The 18,748-nt window shown below is 35.3% G+C and carries 18 protein-coding genes; 12 read left to right on the top strand and 6 right to left on the bottom strand.

Annotation, left to right across the window (positions count from 1 at the left end; genetic code table 11):
• Positions 1–42: 42 nt before the first annotated feature.
• The 5 genes from ACFSTE_RS00940 to ACFSTE_RS00920 all read left to right on the top strand — a co-directional run bounded on the left by ACFSTE_RS00940 (position 43) and on the right by ACFSTE_RS00920 (position 3,581).
• Positions 43–255 (top strand): hypothetical protein, encoded by a 213-nt coding sequence (locus tag ACFSTE_RS00940; protein WP_378257983.1) that lies wholly within the window; start codon positions 43–45, stop codon positions 253–255.
• A 72-nt stretch (positions 256–327) separates the two neighbouring features.
• Positions 328–1,134, top strand: coding sequence for an adenylate/guanylate cyclase domain-containing protein (locus ACFSTE_RS00935; protein ID WP_378257981.1), 807 nt, complete (start codon positions 328–330; stop codon positions 1,132–1,134).
• Positions 1,135–1,149: 15 nt separating this feature from the next.
• Complete coding sequence (locus tag ACFSTE_RS00930) at positions 1,150–1,698, top strand: GNAT family N-acetyltransferase (protein WP_176028011.1); 549 nt, start codon at positions 1,150–1,152, stop codon at positions 1,696–1,698.
• A 214-nt stretch (positions 1,699–1,912) separates the two neighbouring features.
• On the top strand, positions 1,913–2,506 hold the full coding sequence (locus ACFSTE_RS00925; RefSeq protein ID WP_378257979.1) for a fused DSP-PTPase phosphatase/NAD kinase-like protein: 594 nt from the start codon (positions 1,913–1,915) through the stop codon (positions 2,504–2,506).
• 52 nt (positions 2,507–2,558) lie between these two features.
• Complete coding sequence (locus ACFSTE_RS00920; RefSeq protein WP_378257977.1) at positions 2,559–3,581, top strand: NAD-dependent epimerase; 1,023 nt, start codon at positions 2,559–2,561, stop codon at positions 3,579–3,581.
• Between the two features lie 31 nt (positions 3,582–3,612).
• On the opposite strand, the gene ACFSTE_RS00915 is transcribed toward ACFSTE_RS00920, so the two are convergent.
• Positions 3,613–5,292, bottom strand: coding sequence for an ArnT family glycosyltransferase (locus ACFSTE_RS00915; protein WP_378257975.1), 1,680 nt, complete (start codon positions 5,290–5,292; stop codon positions 3,613–3,615).
• Positions 5,293–5,474: 182 nt separating this feature from the next.
• On the opposite strand from ACFSTE_RS00915, the gene ACFSTE_RS00910 reads away from it, so the two are divergent.
• Positions 5,475–6,446: a glycosyltransferase family 2 protein gene (locus tag ACFSTE_RS00910; RefSeq protein WP_176028015.1), complete on the top strand. Its 972-nt coding sequence runs from the start codon at positions 5,475–5,477 to the stop codon at positions 6,444–6,446.
• The gene (locus ACFSTE_RS00905; protein ID WP_176028016.1) at positions 6,409–7,305 is read left to right on the top strand and encodes a lysylphosphatidylglycerol synthase transmembrane domain-containing protein; all 897 of its coding nucleotides are present in this window, start codon (positions 6,409–6,411) and stop codon (positions 7,303–7,305) included. Before ACFSTE_RS00910 ends, ACFSTE_RS00905 begins: the two co-directional genes overlap by 38 nt.
• Before the next feature lie 34 nt (positions 7,306–7,339).
• Here the strand turns inward: ACFSTE_RS00905 and ACFSTE_RS00900 are convergent, their stop codons facing one another.
• The 5 genes from ACFSTE_RS00900 to ACFSTE_RS00880 form a co-directional block, all read right to left on the bottom strand.
• Positions 7,340–7,633 carry a F0F1 ATP synthase subunit epsilon gene (locus tag ACFSTE_RS00900; protein ID WP_176028017.1) on the bottom strand — a complete coding sequence of 98 codons (294 nt, stop codon included), beginning with the start codon at positions 7,631–7,633 and terminating at the stop codon, positions 7,340–7,342.
• A 12-nt stretch (positions 7,634–7,645) separates the two neighbouring features.
• Positions 7,646–9,154 carry a F0F1 ATP synthase subunit beta gene (atpD, locus tag ACFSTE_RS00895; protein ID WP_176028018.1) on the bottom strand — a complete coding sequence of 503 codons (1,509 nt, stop codon included), beginning with the start codon at positions 9,152–9,154 and terminating at the stop codon, positions 7,646–7,648.
• Between the two features lie 257 nt (positions 9,155–9,411).
• Positions 9,412–11,259 carry a glutamine--fructose-6-phosphate transaminase (isomerizing) gene (gene glmS, locus ACFSTE_RS00890; RefSeq protein ID WP_176028019.1) on the bottom strand — a complete coding sequence of 616 codons (1,848 nt, stop codon included), beginning with the start codon at positions 11,257–11,259 and terminating at the stop codon, positions 9,412–9,414.
• Positions 11,260–11,278: 19 nt separating this feature from the next.
• The gene (locus ACFSTE_RS00885) at positions 11,279–12,934 is read right to left on the bottom strand and encodes a DUF4270 domain-containing protein (RefSeq protein ID WP_378257971.1); all 1,656 of its coding nucleotides are present in this window, start codon (positions 12,932–12,934) and stop codon (positions 11,279–11,281) included.
• A gap of 17 nt (positions 12,935–12,951) precedes the next feature.
• A complete protein-coding gene (locus ACFSTE_RS00880) occupies positions 12,952–13,761 on the bottom strand; it encodes a glycogen/starch synthase (protein WP_176028021.1) in 810 nt (269 codons plus the stop codon).
• A gap of 110 nt (positions 13,762–13,871) precedes the next feature.
• On the opposite strand from ACFSTE_RS00880, the gene panC reads away from it, so the two are divergent.
• The 5 genes from panC (at position 13,872) to radA (ending at position 18,724) form a co-directional block, all read left to right on the top strand.
• Positions 13,872–14,720, top strand: a complete 849-nt coding sequence (gene panC / locus ACFSTE_RS00875; RefSeq protein ID WP_378257969.1) for a pantoate--beta-alanine ligase — start codon at positions 13,872–13,874, stop codon at positions 14,718–14,720.
• A gap of 18 nt (positions 14,721–14,738) precedes the next feature.
• Positions 14,739–15,089 carry an aspartate 1-decarboxylase gene (gene panD, locus ACFSTE_RS00870; RefSeq protein WP_176028023.1) on the top strand — a complete coding sequence of 117 codons (351 nt, stop codon included), beginning with the start codon at positions 14,739–14,741 and terminating at the stop codon, positions 15,087–15,089.
• A 3-nt stretch (positions 15,090–15,092) separates the two neighbouring features.
• The gene (locus tag ACFSTE_RS00865) at positions 15,093–16,058 is read left to right on the top strand and encodes a lysylphosphatidylglycerol synthase transmembrane domain-containing protein (RefSeq protein WP_378257967.1); all 966 of its coding nucleotides are present in this window, start codon (positions 15,093–15,095) and stop codon (positions 16,056–16,058) included.
• Positions 16,059–16,098: 40 nt separating this feature from the next.
• Complete coding sequence (locus ACFSTE_RS00860; protein ID WP_176028025.1) at positions 16,099–17,247, top strand: alpha/beta hydrolase; 1,149 nt, start codon at positions 16,099–16,101, stop codon at positions 17,245–17,247.
• Positions 17,248–17,356: 109 nt separating this feature from the next.
• The gene (gene radA / locus ACFSTE_RS00855; protein ID WP_378257965.1) at positions 17,357–18,724 is read left to right on the top strand and encodes a DNA repair protein RadA; all 1,368 of its coding nucleotides are present in this window, start codon (positions 17,357–17,359) and stop codon (positions 18,722–18,724) included.
• The last annotated feature ends 24 nt before the right edge of the window (positions 18,725–18,748 follow it).

Below are 18,748 nucleotides of genomic sequence, written 5' to 3'. Positions count from 1 at the left end.
AAAATCGAGTATCTTTTGCCTCTCTAATAAGCCCCTAACAATATGTTTACAGTTCCCCCTCTTTTTCAGCTGATTCTGAATAAGCAAAAAACAGGATATCTTGTCGTTGATAAGAATCTTATGATCACAGAGTCTGGAGGAGATCAGAATACTTTTGCTTTTTTCAAAGAGGAAACCTTACAGTTTCCCGAGTCCTTATTAGACTTTATACCAGAGCTCTACGGATACGAAGAGTATTTATCTCAGCTTTTTTAAGGGAAAAGCCCGGAAATAAGCCTGGATAACATCAATAAAACAACCCCTGCGAATGAACTTCACTATGTAAACTTGACGATTCTTCCTTTTCACAGAGATAACACACAGCAAGAAACAAACTTTATTCTTGTACTGATCTCTGACGTTACTCCTAAATCTACCATCCAGCAAACACTGAAACAACAACGCAATGAATTAATCTTATTGCGTCAAGATTTAAAGGCTACAAATGAACGATTACGATTTATCGTCCAGCACTACATTCCTTTTGAAGTAGGAAAGAATTTATTAGAAAACAAAACCGTTCCGAAGTTAGGAGGCATAGAACGAGAAGTTACAGTTCTATTTGCAGATCTCAGAAATTTTACTAGTACCTGTGAAAAATTGCATCCACAAAAAACTGTACATATGCTGGATATTTATTTAGATATTGCTACGAAAGCGATATCCTTGCATGGAGGAGTCATCGTAAACTATATGGGAGATGCAATCATGGCAGTTTTTAATGCTCCCAATGAGCAAAAAAATCATGCAGAAAGAGCTGTTAAAGCAGGATTGAGAATTAAGGAAAAAGCAATGAATACTGACGCTACATCCGAGGGGGTTCCTTCTCTTTATTTCGGCATAGGAATTAATACGGGAATTGCTACAATTGGTAATATCGGTGCCGAATGGCACTATCAATACACTGCCATTGGAGATATGGTAAATGTCGCCTCTCGTATCTGCGGGCAGGCAAAAGAAAATGAAGTGTTAATCGGAGAACAAACACTTCAATACATAAAAAATGATGTTACTGCTATAAAACTCCCTCCTACAAAGCTAAAAGGGAAAAGTGATAACATGCATCTCTATCAAATTAGTACTTTTACAAAGTAACTATATCCCATTATTATGAGTACTCCGTTATATACTTATTCCCGTACCACGACAGAAGAAGAACTCTATCAAATATTACAACTTCAAAAGAAAAATTTAGCAACTGCTATTTCTACGAAAGAGAAACAGAAAGAAGGATATGTCACCGTTATTCATGATTTTGAGACTTTAAAAAAGATGCATCTTTCCGAGCCTCATATTATTGCAAAGCATAACGATACTGTTATCGGATATGCCCTGAGTATGACAATAGATTTTCGGGAAAAAATCCCTGTATTAGCCCCTATGTTTACAGAGTTAGAAAAATATATCTCACAACAAACTTCCTATATTATTATGGGGCAAATCTGTATCGACAAGGCATATAGAAAACAAGGAGTTTTCAAAAACTTATACCATACCATGCGATCTTTCCTAAAAGATCATTATGAGTTGCTCATTACCGAAGTAGCCACTAATAATATCCGCTCTTTAGCAGCTCATCATTCTGTTGGTTTTTCTACGCTCTCTACATATTCCTCTGGGGGTAAAAATTGGGAGTTAATCACATGGGATTGGAAATAATCTATAATTTCACCTTTTTAGCAAACTCCCCTCCTAGGTAAAGTATATCCCTGTTTATCAAAAAACACACAAATCTTTATGCATATGTTATTAACTCTCATAAAAAAGGAGTGGTTTGTTGCATAATCTTTATCTAATAATTAGCTTTTTTCAATTGCATTTTTTGAGAGATACGATTTAATATTTTTAAAAAACAACCACTAATCGTTTGATCATGAATGTTTTTAAAAAAATCATTTTTTCTTTACTAGCTATTGCTATTCTCTTTACATGCTATTATACTTATCACGTACATGTCGAGTATCGTTTTACAGAAATTGCTAAAGACAGAGTATACAGATCTGCTGCTATGCCCCCTGATAAAATAACTCAATACATCAAAAAACATCGGATAAAAACTGTTATTGATTTACGAATCGGCTCAGTGAGCGACCCTTTAAATCCTAGTACAGATTCTTCTTTACACTCAGAAAAAACTACCATAGAAAAACTTGATCAAGTAACCTATATCAATATTCCTTCTGAACAGATTCCGAATGATAAAAACCTCAAAGATTTTTATCGCATTTTAGATAAAGAAGAAGCCTATCCGGTATTAATCCACTGTCACCATGGAACTGGGAGAGCTATCTTATACAGTGCTTTGTACAGAATTGAATATGAAAACTTCACGAATGAACAAGCTCGTCAAAAAACCCGATTCCCTGTTTTATTAAGTCCTTTTGATCATGGAACTCCTAAAGGGGAGTGGTTAAAAAAATACGCTTCCAGAGAGCAGCAAAAAGAAAAAATACTTGCCAATAATTAAACAAAAATAGCCTTAATCAAGCAATTCCATTGCCTCAAAGCAAAACAGCATTATGAAAATATTAGTTACAGGTGCAGCAGGTTTTATCGGGTATCACACCGTAAAAAAGCTACTTACTCTTGGTCATCAGGTTTTAGGGTTTGACAACATTAATGATTACTACGATCCACAATTAAAATATGATCGTTTAGCACAATTGGGAATTGACAAAACTCAAATTGAAAACAGGCAATACGTTGCATCTAAAACACATAGTAATTGTCGTTTCATAAAAATGGATTTAACAGATAAAAAAATCTTAATGGAGTTATTCCGGTTAGAAGATTTTGACACTGTTATTCATCTCGCTGCGCAGGCTGGAGTACGATATAGTCTAGAAAATCCAGATATATATATAAAAAGTAATGTAGAAGGGTTTCTCAATATCTTAGAAGCTTGCCGTCGCTTCTCTATCAAACACTTAACCTACGCATCCAGTTCTTCTGTATACGGTAACAACTCTCAGACACCTTTTTCTGTAACAGACAATGTAGATCACCCCATTAGTCTCTATGCAGCAACCAAAAAAAGTAATGAACTAATGGCATATACGTATAGCCATTTATACAATATTCCAACTACAGGACTCCGTTTTTTTACGGTTTATGGCCCATGGGGACGACCTGATATGGCACCTTCTTTATTTATCTCTTCTATTTTGAAAAACACCCCTATTAAAGTCTTTAACCATGGTAATATGGAAAGAGATTTTACCTATATAGATGATATTGTCGAAGGGGTTATTAGAATTAACAATACTCCTCCTTCCAGAGAACAACCTCCATACGCTATCCATAATATCGGAAACAGTACCCCTATCAAATTGATGGATTTTATTGCATCTATAGAATATCATACAGGAACAAAAGCCAAAAAGAATTTTATGCCTATGCAGGCAGGAGATGTTCCTAAAACCTTTGCAGACATCTCTTCTCTAAAACAACATATTCAGTACACTCCTCAAACTAACCTCGATGAGGGGATTAAGAAGTTTGTAACATGGTATATTTCCTATAAAGAAAGAATAGTTGTATAGATAAAAGCAAAAAGACAATATACCTGCACCCTTATTCTTTTTTAATCCGAAGTAAGAATGCCTTTTCTAAAACAGTATGTCTCGTATTTGGATTTAAAAACTTCTTGGTCAACCTCGTTATTCGATGATGATTAATTTCATATTTTTTATCCCAAACCAACTGCTGTTCTTTTAATTCATTTAATTGATGCTGATATACAAATAACCAATCGTGATGATGCAATGTGTTTTTTATTCTTTTCAGTGATATTCCAGGAGTAATCCTCTGTGTATAAAAGTCTAATGACCAACTGGGGCGTCCTTCCCCCATAAACACTTTCTCAGGGTTGATTTTTTCACGATCAATAATTTTTGCGGCATTATTTCCTGCCTGATACAATAACAAATTTGGATAAAACTGAGTATTCAGACAAAAGTTAATCAAGATCATAAAATAGACTGAAACAACAATCAGTTTCCTCATTTTATTAATGGAGATTGTCATAATAATGATCCCCCCTACAATTAGTAATAAATAACACAACATCAATCCTACATGGGGTATTGGAAATATCCAAAAGATTAAAAAGAGTAACAACACACTTCCTAATATCAACACTCCTATCTGAAAAAAAAGTAAACCATTGATTAGTTTTCTTCGATGTTTATTGTACAGGTCTAATAAAAATCCTGCGACCAGTACTGACAGTATTGGAAGAAGACTGTTCAAATAGTGTGGTAGTTTGAATTTTGAAAAGCTAATAACAATCAATACTACAAGAACTCCTATCGAAGTAAGCATTTCCGTATTTCTCTCATACCTAAACCGGATTCTTACAAGCTGCTTACATCTTTGATACAAAGCTATGTAAGCAATCAATGACCAAGGCAAAAATGCCCATAAAAGGGTGTGAAAAAAGAAAAAATAATCCGGACTTGTTTCTTTAAATCCATTAGCGGTTAACCTATGCACACTTTGATCCCATAAAATAAAACGCAATCCCGAAACATTGGTTTTTCCATTAACAACGTTCTCTGGATGAAGATCAAACTGAATATAATACGCATACAAAACAGGGCTTATTGCAATTACAAAAAAAAGGGCACTTACAATCGTCTTCCACTGAACTATAACGTTCCACTTTCTGGTATAAAAAATATGACTTAAGACACAGATCCCTGCAACAAAAACAGCTAATTGTCCCTTTGATGAAAAAGCAATTCCCAATCCTATCCCCCCCAATATACCATGCACCAATTGCACTTTATTAACAAACAATACCAGTTGCCAAACAGCAAAAATAGTAGCTCCTGTCAATACAGCATCTGTTCTTACGTCGTGATTTGCCAAGACAATCGCCTGAGAAGAAAGAAATACTAACGAAGCAATATGAGCTGCTTCATTACCATAAAATATTTTGCTTAACCGATTACAAGAGATTGCCCCTATTATCGTAAAGAATATAGCAGGTAACCGATATGCCCAATGCGAAATTCCAAAAATTTTAAACGATATAGCGGCCAACCAGAAATGCATATGTGGTTTATCCAAATACAATGCATCACCTTTATACAGATGAAGAAAATCATTCTCTAAGAACATTCGCATTGCCATTACTGCGTGCTGAGCAGAATCATTCTCCATAAGTGGCAAATACATCCCTGATAAGTATACTATCCCTAATAAAACATACAGTACTATATAATCCTTTTTTAAAACAAGGGTCTCCATACATACAATTTTACACCATAACAAATACTGACAAAAGTAAAAGAACAGTTATAGAAAAAAACACATAATCCCCCCCTTAACAATTTCATAATCAATAAAAGATACCTTATCAATTTATTATCCTTAATTGAATATTAACTTGACATTAAACATATACATTTAGTCTCTAAAAAATACATACAATGTATCTTTCACCTTTTTTATCTTTGATAATTCCTGTTTATAATGAAGAAGGAAATGTTCACTTATTAACCGAAGCTATTACCACCTCGCTTCAAGGATATCGTTATGAAATCATTTTTATAGATGATGGCTCCACTGACAATACCAAAAAAGAAATTATACTACTGAATAACCCTGACATTGTCCTCATTGAATTAAAAAGAAATTACGGTCAGAGTTCTGCTTTAGCAGCTGGAATTGCACAAGCTAAAGGCAGTTATATTATTACCCTAGACGGAGATTTACAAAATGATCCTTCTGACATTAAAATGATGCTCAATATTGCCATTCACGAGCAGTGGGATTTAGTTACAGGAATCAGACAAAAAAGAAAAGATACCTTTATCCGAACACTCCCTTCTAAGATTGCTAATTATATTATACGAAAAAGTACAAATCTTCATATTACAGATGCCGGTTGTGCACTAAAGGTTATGACTGCTGAAACTGCTAAAAGTATTCCTTTATATGGGGAACTTCACAGGTTTATTGCCTTAAATGCACATATGGATGGCGCCCGAATAACAGAAGTTCCTGTAAAGCATCATGCCAGAAAATATGGAGCATCAAAATATGGTTTAGGAAGGACTTTTAAAGTTATCAATGACTTATTGCTTATTATTTTTCAAAAAAAATACCTTCAAAAACCATTGTATCTATTCGGGAATATAGGTATGATATTATTCTGTTCAGGACTCTTCATTAACGTATACCTCCTTCTGATTAAACTATTGGGGAGTGATATAGGAAACAGACCTTTATTACTTTTGGGAACATTATTAATTCTCGTGGGAATTCAATTTTTTACCATTGGTATTGTCACGGATCTTCTTATGAGAACATACTATGAATCTCAAGAAAAAACACCTTATAAAATAAGAAAAACAATCACATTTGAAAAAACAAAAGAACCTAGCTTACACGTTTCTTAAACTAGTTATCACTATTGTATTCCTATACTTTGTTTTTTCTAAGATCTCTTTTTACGAAACAATAGAAATCCTTAGAAAATCAAATCTTTCCTTTTTGTTGATTGGGTTGCTGAGCTTTATTATTTCCCAATGGATTTCTGCAAACAGGTTACTAGAAATTTTTAAATCAATTTCTTTCTATTTATCTCCTAAAAGTAATTATCAGTTATATCTCGTCGGTATGTTTTATAACTTCTTTATTCCAGGAGGGATTGGAGGAGATGCTTATAAAGTATATTTACTACAAAAAAAACTACAATGGTCAGTAAAAAAAGTTACTTCATGCATTCTTTTTGATCGTTGTATCGGTTTAGGAGGTCTTCTTATCTTAATTGTAATAATATCTGTTTTCACTCCTGTTTTTAAGAGCTCCAGCTTCTTGTTAAAAGGACTTACTATAGGCTGTCTTCCATTAATGATATCCGCTGGATACCTGCTCACATATTACTTGTTCCCATCGTTTAAAAGCTACTATACAAAAACACTGTTGTTTTCTGTTTTTGTTCAGCTATTTCAGTGCTTAAGCATTTATTTTATTGCCAAAAGCATGTCCATCCCCGACAATTATATTCATTACATTCTTATTTTTTTAGTTTCTTCGATCCTTTCTGTCTTTTCTTTTTCGGGAATAGGTGTTAGAGAACTTATATTTTATCAAGCCTCAGTTATCCTTTCATTAGACACGGCAAAAAGTGTATCCATAGGCACATTATTCTCTATATTAACAGCCTTCATCTCTATATTTGGATGCTTCTATATTTTTAGAAAAGATACCAGTATACATATAAAAGAAAAGCCTCAAAGCGGCATACCGCTTTGAGGCTTTTTATATCTATAGATAAAGAATTATTAGCTTAATCTGCTAAAACAATTACTTTATTATCTTTCATTTCTAGTGTTCCAGATTTGATTGCTAAAGTTAAAATCTTATCATCATCTGCATGAGGAACTAATTTCCCTGAAAGCTCACTTAATTCTAAATGTTGCTTTGTATGAGTATGAATCTGTACTGTTCCTTCGACTAAAATAGAAACAACAGGTGCGTGATTACTCAACATTTGAAATTCTCCATTTAGACCAGGCACTACAACAGAATCAACTTCTGATGAGAATAATACAGCTTCCGGGCTTACAATTTCTAAATACATATATAAATGGTATTAAGCTTCTGCTAACATTTTTTCTCCAGCTTCTATAGCTTCTTCGATAGAACCTTTCAGGTTAAATGCTGCTTCAGGTAAGTGATCTAGTTCACCATCCATGATCATATTAAATCCTTTAATGGTTTCTTTAATATCTACCAATACTCCAGGAATTCCTGTAAACTGCTCTGCTACATGGAAAGGTTGAGATAAGAAACGTTGTACACGTCTTGCACGTGCTACTGCTAATTTATCTTCTTCAGAAAGTTCTTCCATTCCAAGGATGGCAATAATATCCTGTAATTCTTTATAACGTTGTAACAACTCTTTTACACGCTGCGCACAATTATAGTGATCATCTCCTAAAATGTCTGCTGTAAGAATCCTTGATGTAGAATCTAACGGATCTACCGCTGGGTAAATACCAAGCTCAGCAATCTTACGAGACAATACAGTTGTCGCATCCAGGTGAGCAAAGGTTGTTGCCGGTGCTGGATCCGTCAAGTCATCCGCAGGTACATATACTGCCTGTACAGATGTAATAGACCCTTTCTTAGTAGAAGTAATACGCTCCTGCATCGCCCCCATCTCAGTAGCTAATGTTGGCTGATATCCTACCGCAGAAGGCATACGTCCTAATAGAGCTGACACCTCAGAACCTGCTTGTGTAAAACGGAAGATGTTATCTACGAAGAAAAGTACGTCTTTTCCTTGTCCGTCTCCTGCTCCATCACGGAAATATTCTGCAATAGTAAGACCTGAAAGTGCAACACGAGCACGAGCTCCTGGTGGTTCGTTCATCTGTCCGAATACGAAAGTAGCTTTAGAATCTTTCATCGCTTCTTTATCTACTTTGGACAAATCCCATCCTCCTTCTTCCATAGAGTGTAAGAAGTCATCACCGTATTTGATAATTCCTGATTCTAACATCTCACGAAGAAGGTCATTTCCTTCACGAGTTCTTTCTCCTACTCCTGCGAATACAGAAAGTCCTCCGTGTCCTTTTGCAATATTGTTAATCAACTCCTGAATCAATACTGTTTTTCCTACTCCGGCACCTCCAAATAATCCAATCTTACCTCCTTTTGCATAAGGCTCGATAAGGTCGATTACTTTGATCCCTGTAAATAAAACTTCTGTAGAAGTTGATAAATCTTCAAATTTTGGCGCAGCTCGGTGAATAGGCAATCCGCTTTCTCCTTCTTTAGGCAAATCTCCTAATCCATCGATTGCATCTCCAATTACATTAAATAAACGTCCATATACATCTCCTCCTATTGGCATTTGGATCGGTGCTCCTGTCGCAACCACTTCCATTCCTCTACTTAATCCATCACTGGAATCCATCGCAATGGTACGCACAGTATCTTCTCCAATATGAGACTGGATTTCTAATACCAGCTTGCTTCCATCAGTCTTATTTATTTCTAACGAATCGTAAATTTTTGGTAATTCAGTACCGGCAGCGAATTCTACATCGATTACCGGACCTACAATTTGTGATACTTTACCCGTAACTTGAGACATTATATAACTATTTAATGTTTAGTATTTTTCTACTTAAAAAACGACTTTCATGTTATTAAATTAAGTACAAGTCGTTTTCAGGGTGCAAATATAGTTTTTTAAAATGATAAAATAACCTCTTTTATTTTGTTTTTTATATCCTTTCTAAAAAGCATTCTAAAAATATGGCTCTCACCCCTCAACTACGTGTTTTCTTACAAAAAAACCTGTGACTAAAAATTAATCACAGGTTCTTATTTTTATAATAAAAAATGTTATTATTCTACTGTTACTGACTTCGCCAGGTTTCTCGGTTGATCAACATTTTTCCCTAACATTACCGCTATGTGATACGATAATAACTGTAGCGGTATGGTCGTCAACAACGGAGTTAAAAACTCTTCTGTTTCCGGCACCTCTATAACGTGATCCGCAAGATTACTCACCGTATCATCTCCTTTGGTAACAATGGCTATAATCTTCCCTTTTCTGGATTTGATTTCCTGAATATTACTTACGACTTTATCGTAATGTCCTTTTCGGGTAGCAATTACCACTACTGGCATATGCTCATCTATAAGAGCAATTGGTCCGTGCTTCATTTCTGCTGCAGGATACCCTTCTGCATGTATATAAGAGATTTCTTTTAATTTGAGTGCTCCTTCTAATGCAACCGGGAAATTATATCCTCTTCCCAGATACAAGCAGTTTTTCGCTTCTTTATATGTATCAGCTATAAACTTAATATGCTCATTAGACTTTAAGGATTCTTCTACTTTTTCAGGGATACGTTCTAATTCCTGAAGATAGAAATGGAAATCCCCATTAGAAATTGTTCCTTTTCTCTCTGCTAATTTAAGCGCAATAAGAGACAACACTGTAATCTGAGTAGTAAATGCTTTGGTAGAAGCAACTCCTATCTCAGGTCCTGCATGTGTATAAGCTCCTGCATGAGTCTCTCTAGAAATAGAAGATCCTACTACATTACACACTCCAAATACGAATGCTCCTCTTTCCTTTGCTAATTTTATTGCCGCCATGGTATCTGCCGTTTCTCCACTTTGAGAAATAGCAATCACCACATCATCCTGATGAATAACAGGGTTTCTATACCTAAACTCAGATGCATATTCTACTTCTACAGGAATACGAACGAGCTCTTCAAAAATATATTCTGCCACCAAACCGGCATGCCAGGAAGTACCACAAGCAACAATGATAATTCGTTTTGCATTTAATAATTTAGCCAGATTATCATCAATCCCTGCCATTTTTATGATTCCTTCTGCAACTCTCATCCTACCTCTATAGGTATCTAATATTGCATTAGGCTGCTCGTAAATTTCCTTAAGCATAAAATGGTCATAACCTCCTTTTTCTATCTGCTCAAGGTTTATTTTTAATTCCTGTAAATAAGGAGCTACGATACTATCATCATTAATCTTTCTGATTTTAATATCCTTCTTCTTATTTACCACCGCCATTTCTCCATCTTCCAGATAAATAGCATTGTTCGTATACTCAATAAATGGAGAAGCATCTGAAGCGATAAAAAATTCTCCTTCTCCGACACCTATTGCCAGAGGGCTTCCTAATCGAGCCACTACAATTTCGTTTGGTTTCTTCTTATCAAAAACAGCAATTGCATACGCTCCTACTGTCTGATTCAAAGCTATCTGAACTGCTTTTCCAAGCTTAACATCTTCATTTTTCTTTACATCTTCTATCAGGTTCACCAATACCTCTGTATCCGTATCTGAAGTAAATGAATACCCTCTATTTATCAGCTCCTTCCTAAGCGACTCATAATTCTCTATTATTCCATTATGGATGATTACCAGATCACCAGAATTAGAATAATGAGGGTGTGAGTTAACATCATTAGGAACTCCATGAGTAGCCCATCGTGTATGACCAAGCCCTATACTTCCTGAAGTTGATATTTCTTTCTCTAGTTTTTCTTCTAGATCAGCAACTTTACCTTTGGTTTTAGACAATCGAATGTCTTCCCCATCATAAAGTGCAATTCCTGCAGAGTCATAACCGCGATATTCTAATCGCTTTAAGCCCTTTAATACTATTGGATACGCATCACGGTATCCAATATACCCTACAATTCCACACATAGTTTTAAGTTATATTTGATTAGTTCGTTTTTGCTGCTGTATAAAAAATTTCCAGTTTTAATTGTTTATCATCTGGCACATTTTCTCCATATCCGTACAACACTGTTCCTTCGTGAGAAATCAGTGATGACGACGGTACAATATCTTTTTGATCTTCTGGGGATGTAGGGGTAACAGAAGCGTCTCGTATTGAACGTTCATTCACATTTTGTGACACAGATATTCCTAACTTAATGTTTTCTGTATCTCCATTTAAGAGATTGATAATATGTTGTGTTATTCTTATTTTATAGTATTCTCCTTTATCGTCAGTATCTCTGGTAATTCTTCCCAAATGACTAATCCTTGAGTTTACCGGATTATTATCATTATTGGTTCTGTCGGCAATATAATCAACCAGAACTGCTCCTGTATCAGCATCAAACACAAATACCCGTTCCGGCTCTGCTTCTCCAGAGTTTATCTTATCTTGATTAATATACAACTTAATATTCGCTTCATTAATCAACCACTCCTGCTCCTTGAGATACTCTAACTCTGTCATAGGCTCTCCTTCTCCGTTTGTAATCTCATTCCCTTCTGCATCTTTAGCAATCCCCGTAAAGAACTCCAGAATCCCATAAGATCCTTGCCCCCCTTTTAGGAATAAATTATCCTCTCCATCAATAAGACCGTCTACAACACTTTCTCCAACCAATATCCCTTCAGTAAAATCATTCTCTATTCCATTAAGTATTATTCCGCTATTACCAAAATTAAGCTTAAACTCTTTATCTTCTTGTACTGTTGTCGTTTCTCCGTTAGTAGTCTGCTCCTTGTCGTATGTATAATACAATGTGATATCTGCCTGATTAATATTAAATTGAAGCAATGAACCTTTGCCATTAATCGGTGCTACCTTGAAATAAACTCCTCTAAAATAATTATTAAAATTATTCGAATTACTGAGTTCCGGCATCCCTTCTTTATCCAGGATTAATGTTTTAAAATACTCTTTAGACAACTTTAATCTCAGTCTTGGTGCTTGCCTAACCACATCTAATTCATCTCCTTCATCGTCTCCATCTTTCACTCGCAAGATCACTTCATCTTTTTGTGGATAAAACACTGCTTGCTCTGCTAATAAAGTCCCTTCAATTAACGTCTTATTTGCTTTTATATCATCTGCATAATACACCTTTCGGTCATCCGGAGAACCATTTGTCTCGAAAGAACTTAAAAAATAATTAGATTGATACACCGATAACTTTACAGGATCTGTACCGTATAGAGAATCTAAGCGATATTTTTTTTCCACTTCTCCCTCATCATTGGTGGTGCTTTCTGTTTCTGTACTAAAATATGGAATTGTTAATACGACACTATCTAATTCCGCATTTGTTCCAAAGGTCGGATTCTGTGTCCCCAGTTGCATTTGGGATAAAACAGTATAGGTAGATGTACCATATGTATCTTCATAAACTCCTAATAAGTTATTAGGTAAATTATTGACCTGCACTCTTTCAAAACGTTTTGAGTATGCCTTCGGAATTGCCGTATAGGAACTATCATTAAAATTGACATCTCCAATAATATTGCTTCCTACAGTACTAAATTCGTCATCACAAGATACAAGTACACTACTTAAAACAACTACAAAAGTTGTTAGTTTCTTAAAACTGTTATTCCAATTCATAATTTAAACAAAGTTCCTTACACAAAAACCTCTGTTTGATAAAAGCTTTCATAAGCTGTAGCAAACTCTTCCGGTCTTTTGTAATCTAATACAGGTTGATCAATCGTTTCTAAATGCTTCACTAGTTCTTCTGAAATTTCTTCCGATCCTACAACCACTGCATCTGAATTATCCACCGCAACTTTCATCAAGTTATCGTACGTTGGGTTTTCCAGCACACTGATTTTTTCTTCAGGAATTCCATCAAACTTTACTTTTTCCTGCATATTCTTGTCTAATGCTCCTTCATAGCCATGACCATATACAGAAGTTACAATTTTACTTTCCGTAAACAAAGGCTCATTTGCGTAGTAATGTCTAAGATATAGCGGCAATAGAGAAGCTAACCAACCGTGCACATGTATGATATCAGGAGACCAGTTCAGTTTCTTGACTGTCTCGATAACCCCTTTAGCAAAAAAGATAGCACGTTCATCATTATCAGGGAAAAGATTCCCGTCTTCATCTGTCAATGTAGCTTTCCTTTTGAAATACTCCTCATTATCTATAAAGTACACCTGCATTCTCTCTTTGGGAATGGAAGCAACTTTTATAATAAGAGGCATATCTAAATCATTAATTACTAAATTCATACCAGACAAACGGATCACTTCATGCAATTGATGTCTTCTCTCATTTATGTTCCCGTAGCGGGGCATAAAGATTCTTGTTTGCCCTCCTTTGCTATTTACCATTCTTGGCGCCTCAAAAGACATGGATGAGATTTCTGTTTCTGGTAAGTAAGGTATTACTTCTGATGATACATACAATATCCTCTTATCTTTCATATAATCGATAATTTTCTTGTCCCTCTAGAATAAATTTTTGGCAAAATTACGAAAATTTATGCAGTCTGCTAGTAATATCTTATTTTTGCACGCCTTTAACATTCAGACAAATGCAAGTACATGTAAAAAGACGGGATATAGAATCCGATGTTGCAATTTTACATACGAATCAAAAAACAATCGGTTTTGTTCCAACTATGGGCGCACTCCACCAAGGACACATAGCACTGGTTAAGAGAGCCTTAGAAGAAAACGACACGGTTATTGTTAGTATTTTTGTAAATCCAACTCAGTTTAACAATTCCGAAGATCTGGCTCTCTATCCTCGTACTTTACAGTCAGATATTGCATTATTATCGGAAGTATCTTCTGACATAATTATTTTTTCTCCAACAGCGAAAGAGGTTTATGGAAATACTATGATTTCTACAAAATATGATTTTGGAGGACTAGAAAACGAAATGGAAGGTAAATACAGGCTAGATCATTTCAATGGAGTAGGAACTGTTTTAAAACATTTTTTCTCAATCGTTAATCCTACAAATGCTTATTTTGGCGAAAAGGACTTTCAGCAACTGCAAATTGTAAAAAAGCTCGTCGCTATAGAAAATTTGTCAGTAAATATTATCGGATGTCCGATTTACAGAGAAACATCCGGACTTGCCTTAAGCTCAAGAAACAAAAGACTTACGGAAAAACAGTTGAAAGAATCCCCCTTCATTTACGACACACTTCAGGCTGTCAAAAAGGACTTTGGCATAAAAAATGTTATAACATTAAGAGAATGGGTGTCACAACAATTTGAAAAAAATGATACTTTATCTCTTGAATATTTCGAGATAGCTTCTGTCGAAGACTTAAAATCGGCACATAAAATTGAACCTGACACAAAATATCGCGCTTTTATTGCTGCTTTTGCAGGAGAAGTACGACTTATAGACAACATAGCCCTTAATTAAAAAAATTACCTTTGTAACATGTATGTACACGTTGTAAAATCAAAAATACACAGAGTCAAAGTTACCGGAGCGGATCTCAATTATATCGGTAGTATTACCATAGATCAAGATCTTATGGATGCTGCGAATATTGTAGAAGGAGAAAAAGTTCAAATTGTAAACAACAACAATGGAGAACGTTTAGAGACTTATGCTATTCCTGGTCCAAGAAACAGTGGAGAAATCACATTAAACGGAGCAGCTGCCAGAAAAGTTGCCAAGGGAGATGTATTAATCCTTATCACTTATGCCATGATGGATATTGAAGAAGCCAAAAAGTTTAAACCTTCTTTAGTATTCCCTAACGAAGAAAACAATTTATTAAAATAAATAGTGAAGCCAAATCTTAGTAAGCTTTTAAAAATCATACTCCCTCTTGGTTTGGGAGTTTTTTTAATTTGGTATTCTATTTCTTCTCTTTCTCCTGAAGAAAGACAAAAAACCCTACAATACATTACTGAAGCAAATCCGAAATGGATTGCTATATCGGTGTTTTTCGGAATTATCTCTCACCTATCCAGAGCATATCGCTGGAAATTTTTACTAGAACCTCTTGGGTATTCCCCAAAACTAGCCAATAGTTTCATGGCGGTAATGGCGGGGTATTTATCGAATCTGGGAATCCCCAGATCCGGAGAATTCTTAAGAGGAGGTATTATTTCTTCTTACGAAAACATTCCTTTCAAAAAAGCTTTTGGAACCATTATTTCTGAACGTGTTATTGATTTACTAATGCTTATTTTAATTATATGTATTGCATTCTTTTATCAATCAACATATTTAGTCCATTTTTTAAGCAACAAAATAAGCAATCCATTTATTACACTTGGTATCTTATTAGCACTAATCTTATCCGGGATTATTTTTTTAAGACTAGTCAGAAAGTCTGAAAATAAATTGATTATCAAAATACGAGATTTTGGCAATGGTATTATGGAAGGTGTCAAAAGCATCTCAAAAATCAAAAAAAAACCTGCTTTTATCTTCCATACACTCTTGATATGGGTCTTATATGTTTCTATGTTTTTTGTCATAAAAAACACAATTCCTGAGACTGCTTCTTTATCCCTGGGACCTATTTTGGTCACTTTTGTTGCCGGGTCTCTAGCAATGTCCACGACCAATGGAGGTATTGGAGCTTTTCCCCTGGCAATATCCTCTGTACTATTGCTTTTTAATGTAGATAAACCTGCTGGCGAAGCTTTTGGGTGGATTTTATGGGGATCGCAAACTGCAATAAATATTATTACCGGAGCGTTATCTTTTTTATTTCTTCCGATATTAAACCGAGGGAAATAATTTCTTATCTTGCTCCGTGCTTAACCTTAATTGTCTACTCATGAAAAAAAGTATTATCCTACTTCTAGCATTCATTATCACAGCCAGCTCATATGGCCAGGTAATCTATGAAAAGTTTAAATCTATAAAATTAGATCAAACCCGGGAATTAAAAATCCAACTACCCAGAAATTATAAAAAGAACGAAGATAAAATCTATCCGCTTATTATTGTATTAGATGGTGATTATTTATTTGAGCCTGTAGTAGGAAATGTTGACTACTTCTCTTATTGGGAGGACATGCCTGAATCAATTGTAGTAGGAATAAACCAAGACAAAACAAGACAAGAAGACTCCCGATATGACTTAGCTGATTTCCTTCCTGTAAACAAAGGCGCCGAGTTTTATGAATTTATTGGTCAGGAGTTATTACCTTATTTGGATCAAACATATAGAACAGCACAATTAAAAATCATCGTTGGGCATGACCATACTGCCAACTTCATCAATTATTTTCTTTTTAAAGAAAACCCCATCTTCCACGGATACATTAACTTAAGCCCAGATTTGGCACCTAACATGAAAGACCGCATCATAGCTGCCTTGTCTAATAGAACATCAGATACCTGGTTCTATATGGCAACCGGAACACAGGATGTAGAAAAAATAAGAAACAATGTTGTCGGCTTAGATGAAAAAATCAAAGAAATCGATAATGACAATGTAAAATATTTCTTTGACAATTTTGAAGAATCCACTCACTACACACTGGTAGGAAAAGCAATTCCCAGAGCATTAGAAGTTATCTTTGAAATGTATCGCCCAATCAGCAAAAAGAAATACAAAGAGGTTATTCTACATCTGGAAACATCCGCTTATGAATATCTTACTGATCTATACAAGACAACAGAAGAATTATATGGTATCAAAAGAAAAATACGGATCAATGATTTTATTGCTATCTCAACAGCTATAGAGAAAAATAAAAACTGGGAAGAGCTAGAACCTTTAGGAAAACTTGCCAGAAAAGAACACCCTGATACTATGCTTGGCAATTACTATTTAGGGATGTATTACGAACAAATAGGGGAACCCAAAAAAGCGATGAGAGCATACGAAAATGGTTTCCTACAAAGTGAAGTCGCGTTTTTGACAAAAGACTTTATGCTGGAAAAAGTAAATAAAATTAAGGAAGATTTTGGTTGGTAACCAAATCAAGATAAGTTTAAAGAAAGGCTCTAAATTATAGAGCCTTTTTATTTGGAAACACCGTATCAAAAAGAAATAGTAGTATTTTTACCCACAACAGAATTCTTTTATGGCTAAGACTAAAACAACTTTTTTTTGTCAAAATTGCGGAACTCAATACTCCAAATGGCAAGGACAATGTTCTTCTTGCAAAGAATGGAATACTATCGCAGAAGAGCTGGTACAGAAAGCAGAAAAAAATGACTGGAAAACCCCTGAAAATGCAAAAAAAACAAAACGTTCTTCCAAACCATTAAAGATTTCAGAGATCGATACTTCTCATGATGCGAGATACAATACGAATGATGCTGAGTTAAACAGAGTTTTAGGAGGCGGACTTGTTCCCGGGTCTTTAACGCTATTAGGAGGAGAACCTGGAATAGGAAAAAGCACCTTATTATTACAGATCAGCCTCAGGCTTCCTTTCAAAACATTATATGTATCCGGAGAAGAGAGTCAGAAACAGATCAAAATGAGGGCAGAGCGTATTACTGCCAAAACTGATAATTGCCTGGTTCTCACGGAAACAAAAACACAGCAAATTTTTAGACAGGTAGAAGCAATTAACCCCGATATCCTGATTATTGACTCAATACAAACACTTCACAGTGATTACATAGAAAGTAGTCCAGGTAGTATTTCTCAAATACGAGAATGTACTACAGAGCTTATCAAATTCGCCAAAGAAACCGCAACTCCCGTCATCCTTATTGGACATATCACCAAAGATGGACATATCGCAGGACCTAAAATATTAGAGCACATGGTAGATACAGTCCTTCAATTCGAGGGTGACAGAAATCATGTATATCGGATTCTGAGATCTTTAAAAAACAGATTTGGGTCTACCTCTGAACTAGGTATTTATGAAATGCTCGGAAATGGATTAAGGGAAGTAACAAACCCTAGCGAAATATTAATCTCCAAAAAAGAAGAAGCCTTAAGTGGTACTGCCATTGCTGCCACAATAGAAGGAATGCGTCCCCTATTAATCGAAATACAGGCACTTGTTAGTACAGCAGTATACGGAACCCCGCAGCGAAGCAGTACAGGCTATAATGTAAAACGATTAAATATGATCCTGGCAGTACTAGAAAAACGTGCTGGTTTCAGGCTTGGAGCCAAAGATGTTTTCCTCAATATCACCGGAGGAATCTCTGTGGACGATCCAGCCATTGACTTAGCCGTTGTAGCAGCCATTCTCTCTTCTAACGAAGACATTCCTGTTCCCAAGGAATACTGTTTTGCTGCTGAAATTGGGTTAGCGGGAGAAATTCGACCTGTGAGCAAAGTAGAACAACGTATTCAGGAAGCAGAAAAATTAGGGTTTTCTACCATTTTTGTTTCAAAATACAATAAAATTTCCCTAAAAAATACCCAAATAGAAATTCAGTTAGTGGCCAAAATCGAAGATATAGCCGCCTATCTTTTTGGATAATAAAAAAAGAAAAGAGATACCTAA

Source organism: Aquimarina hainanensis (genome assembly GCF_042684685.1).
Lineage (GTDB): Bacteria > Bacteroidota > Bacteroidia > Flavobacteriales > Flavobacteriaceae > Aquimarina > Aquimarina hainanensis.
Note: the sequence above shows the minus strand (reverse complement) of the source record. Positions and strands in the feature narration are given on the sequence as shown.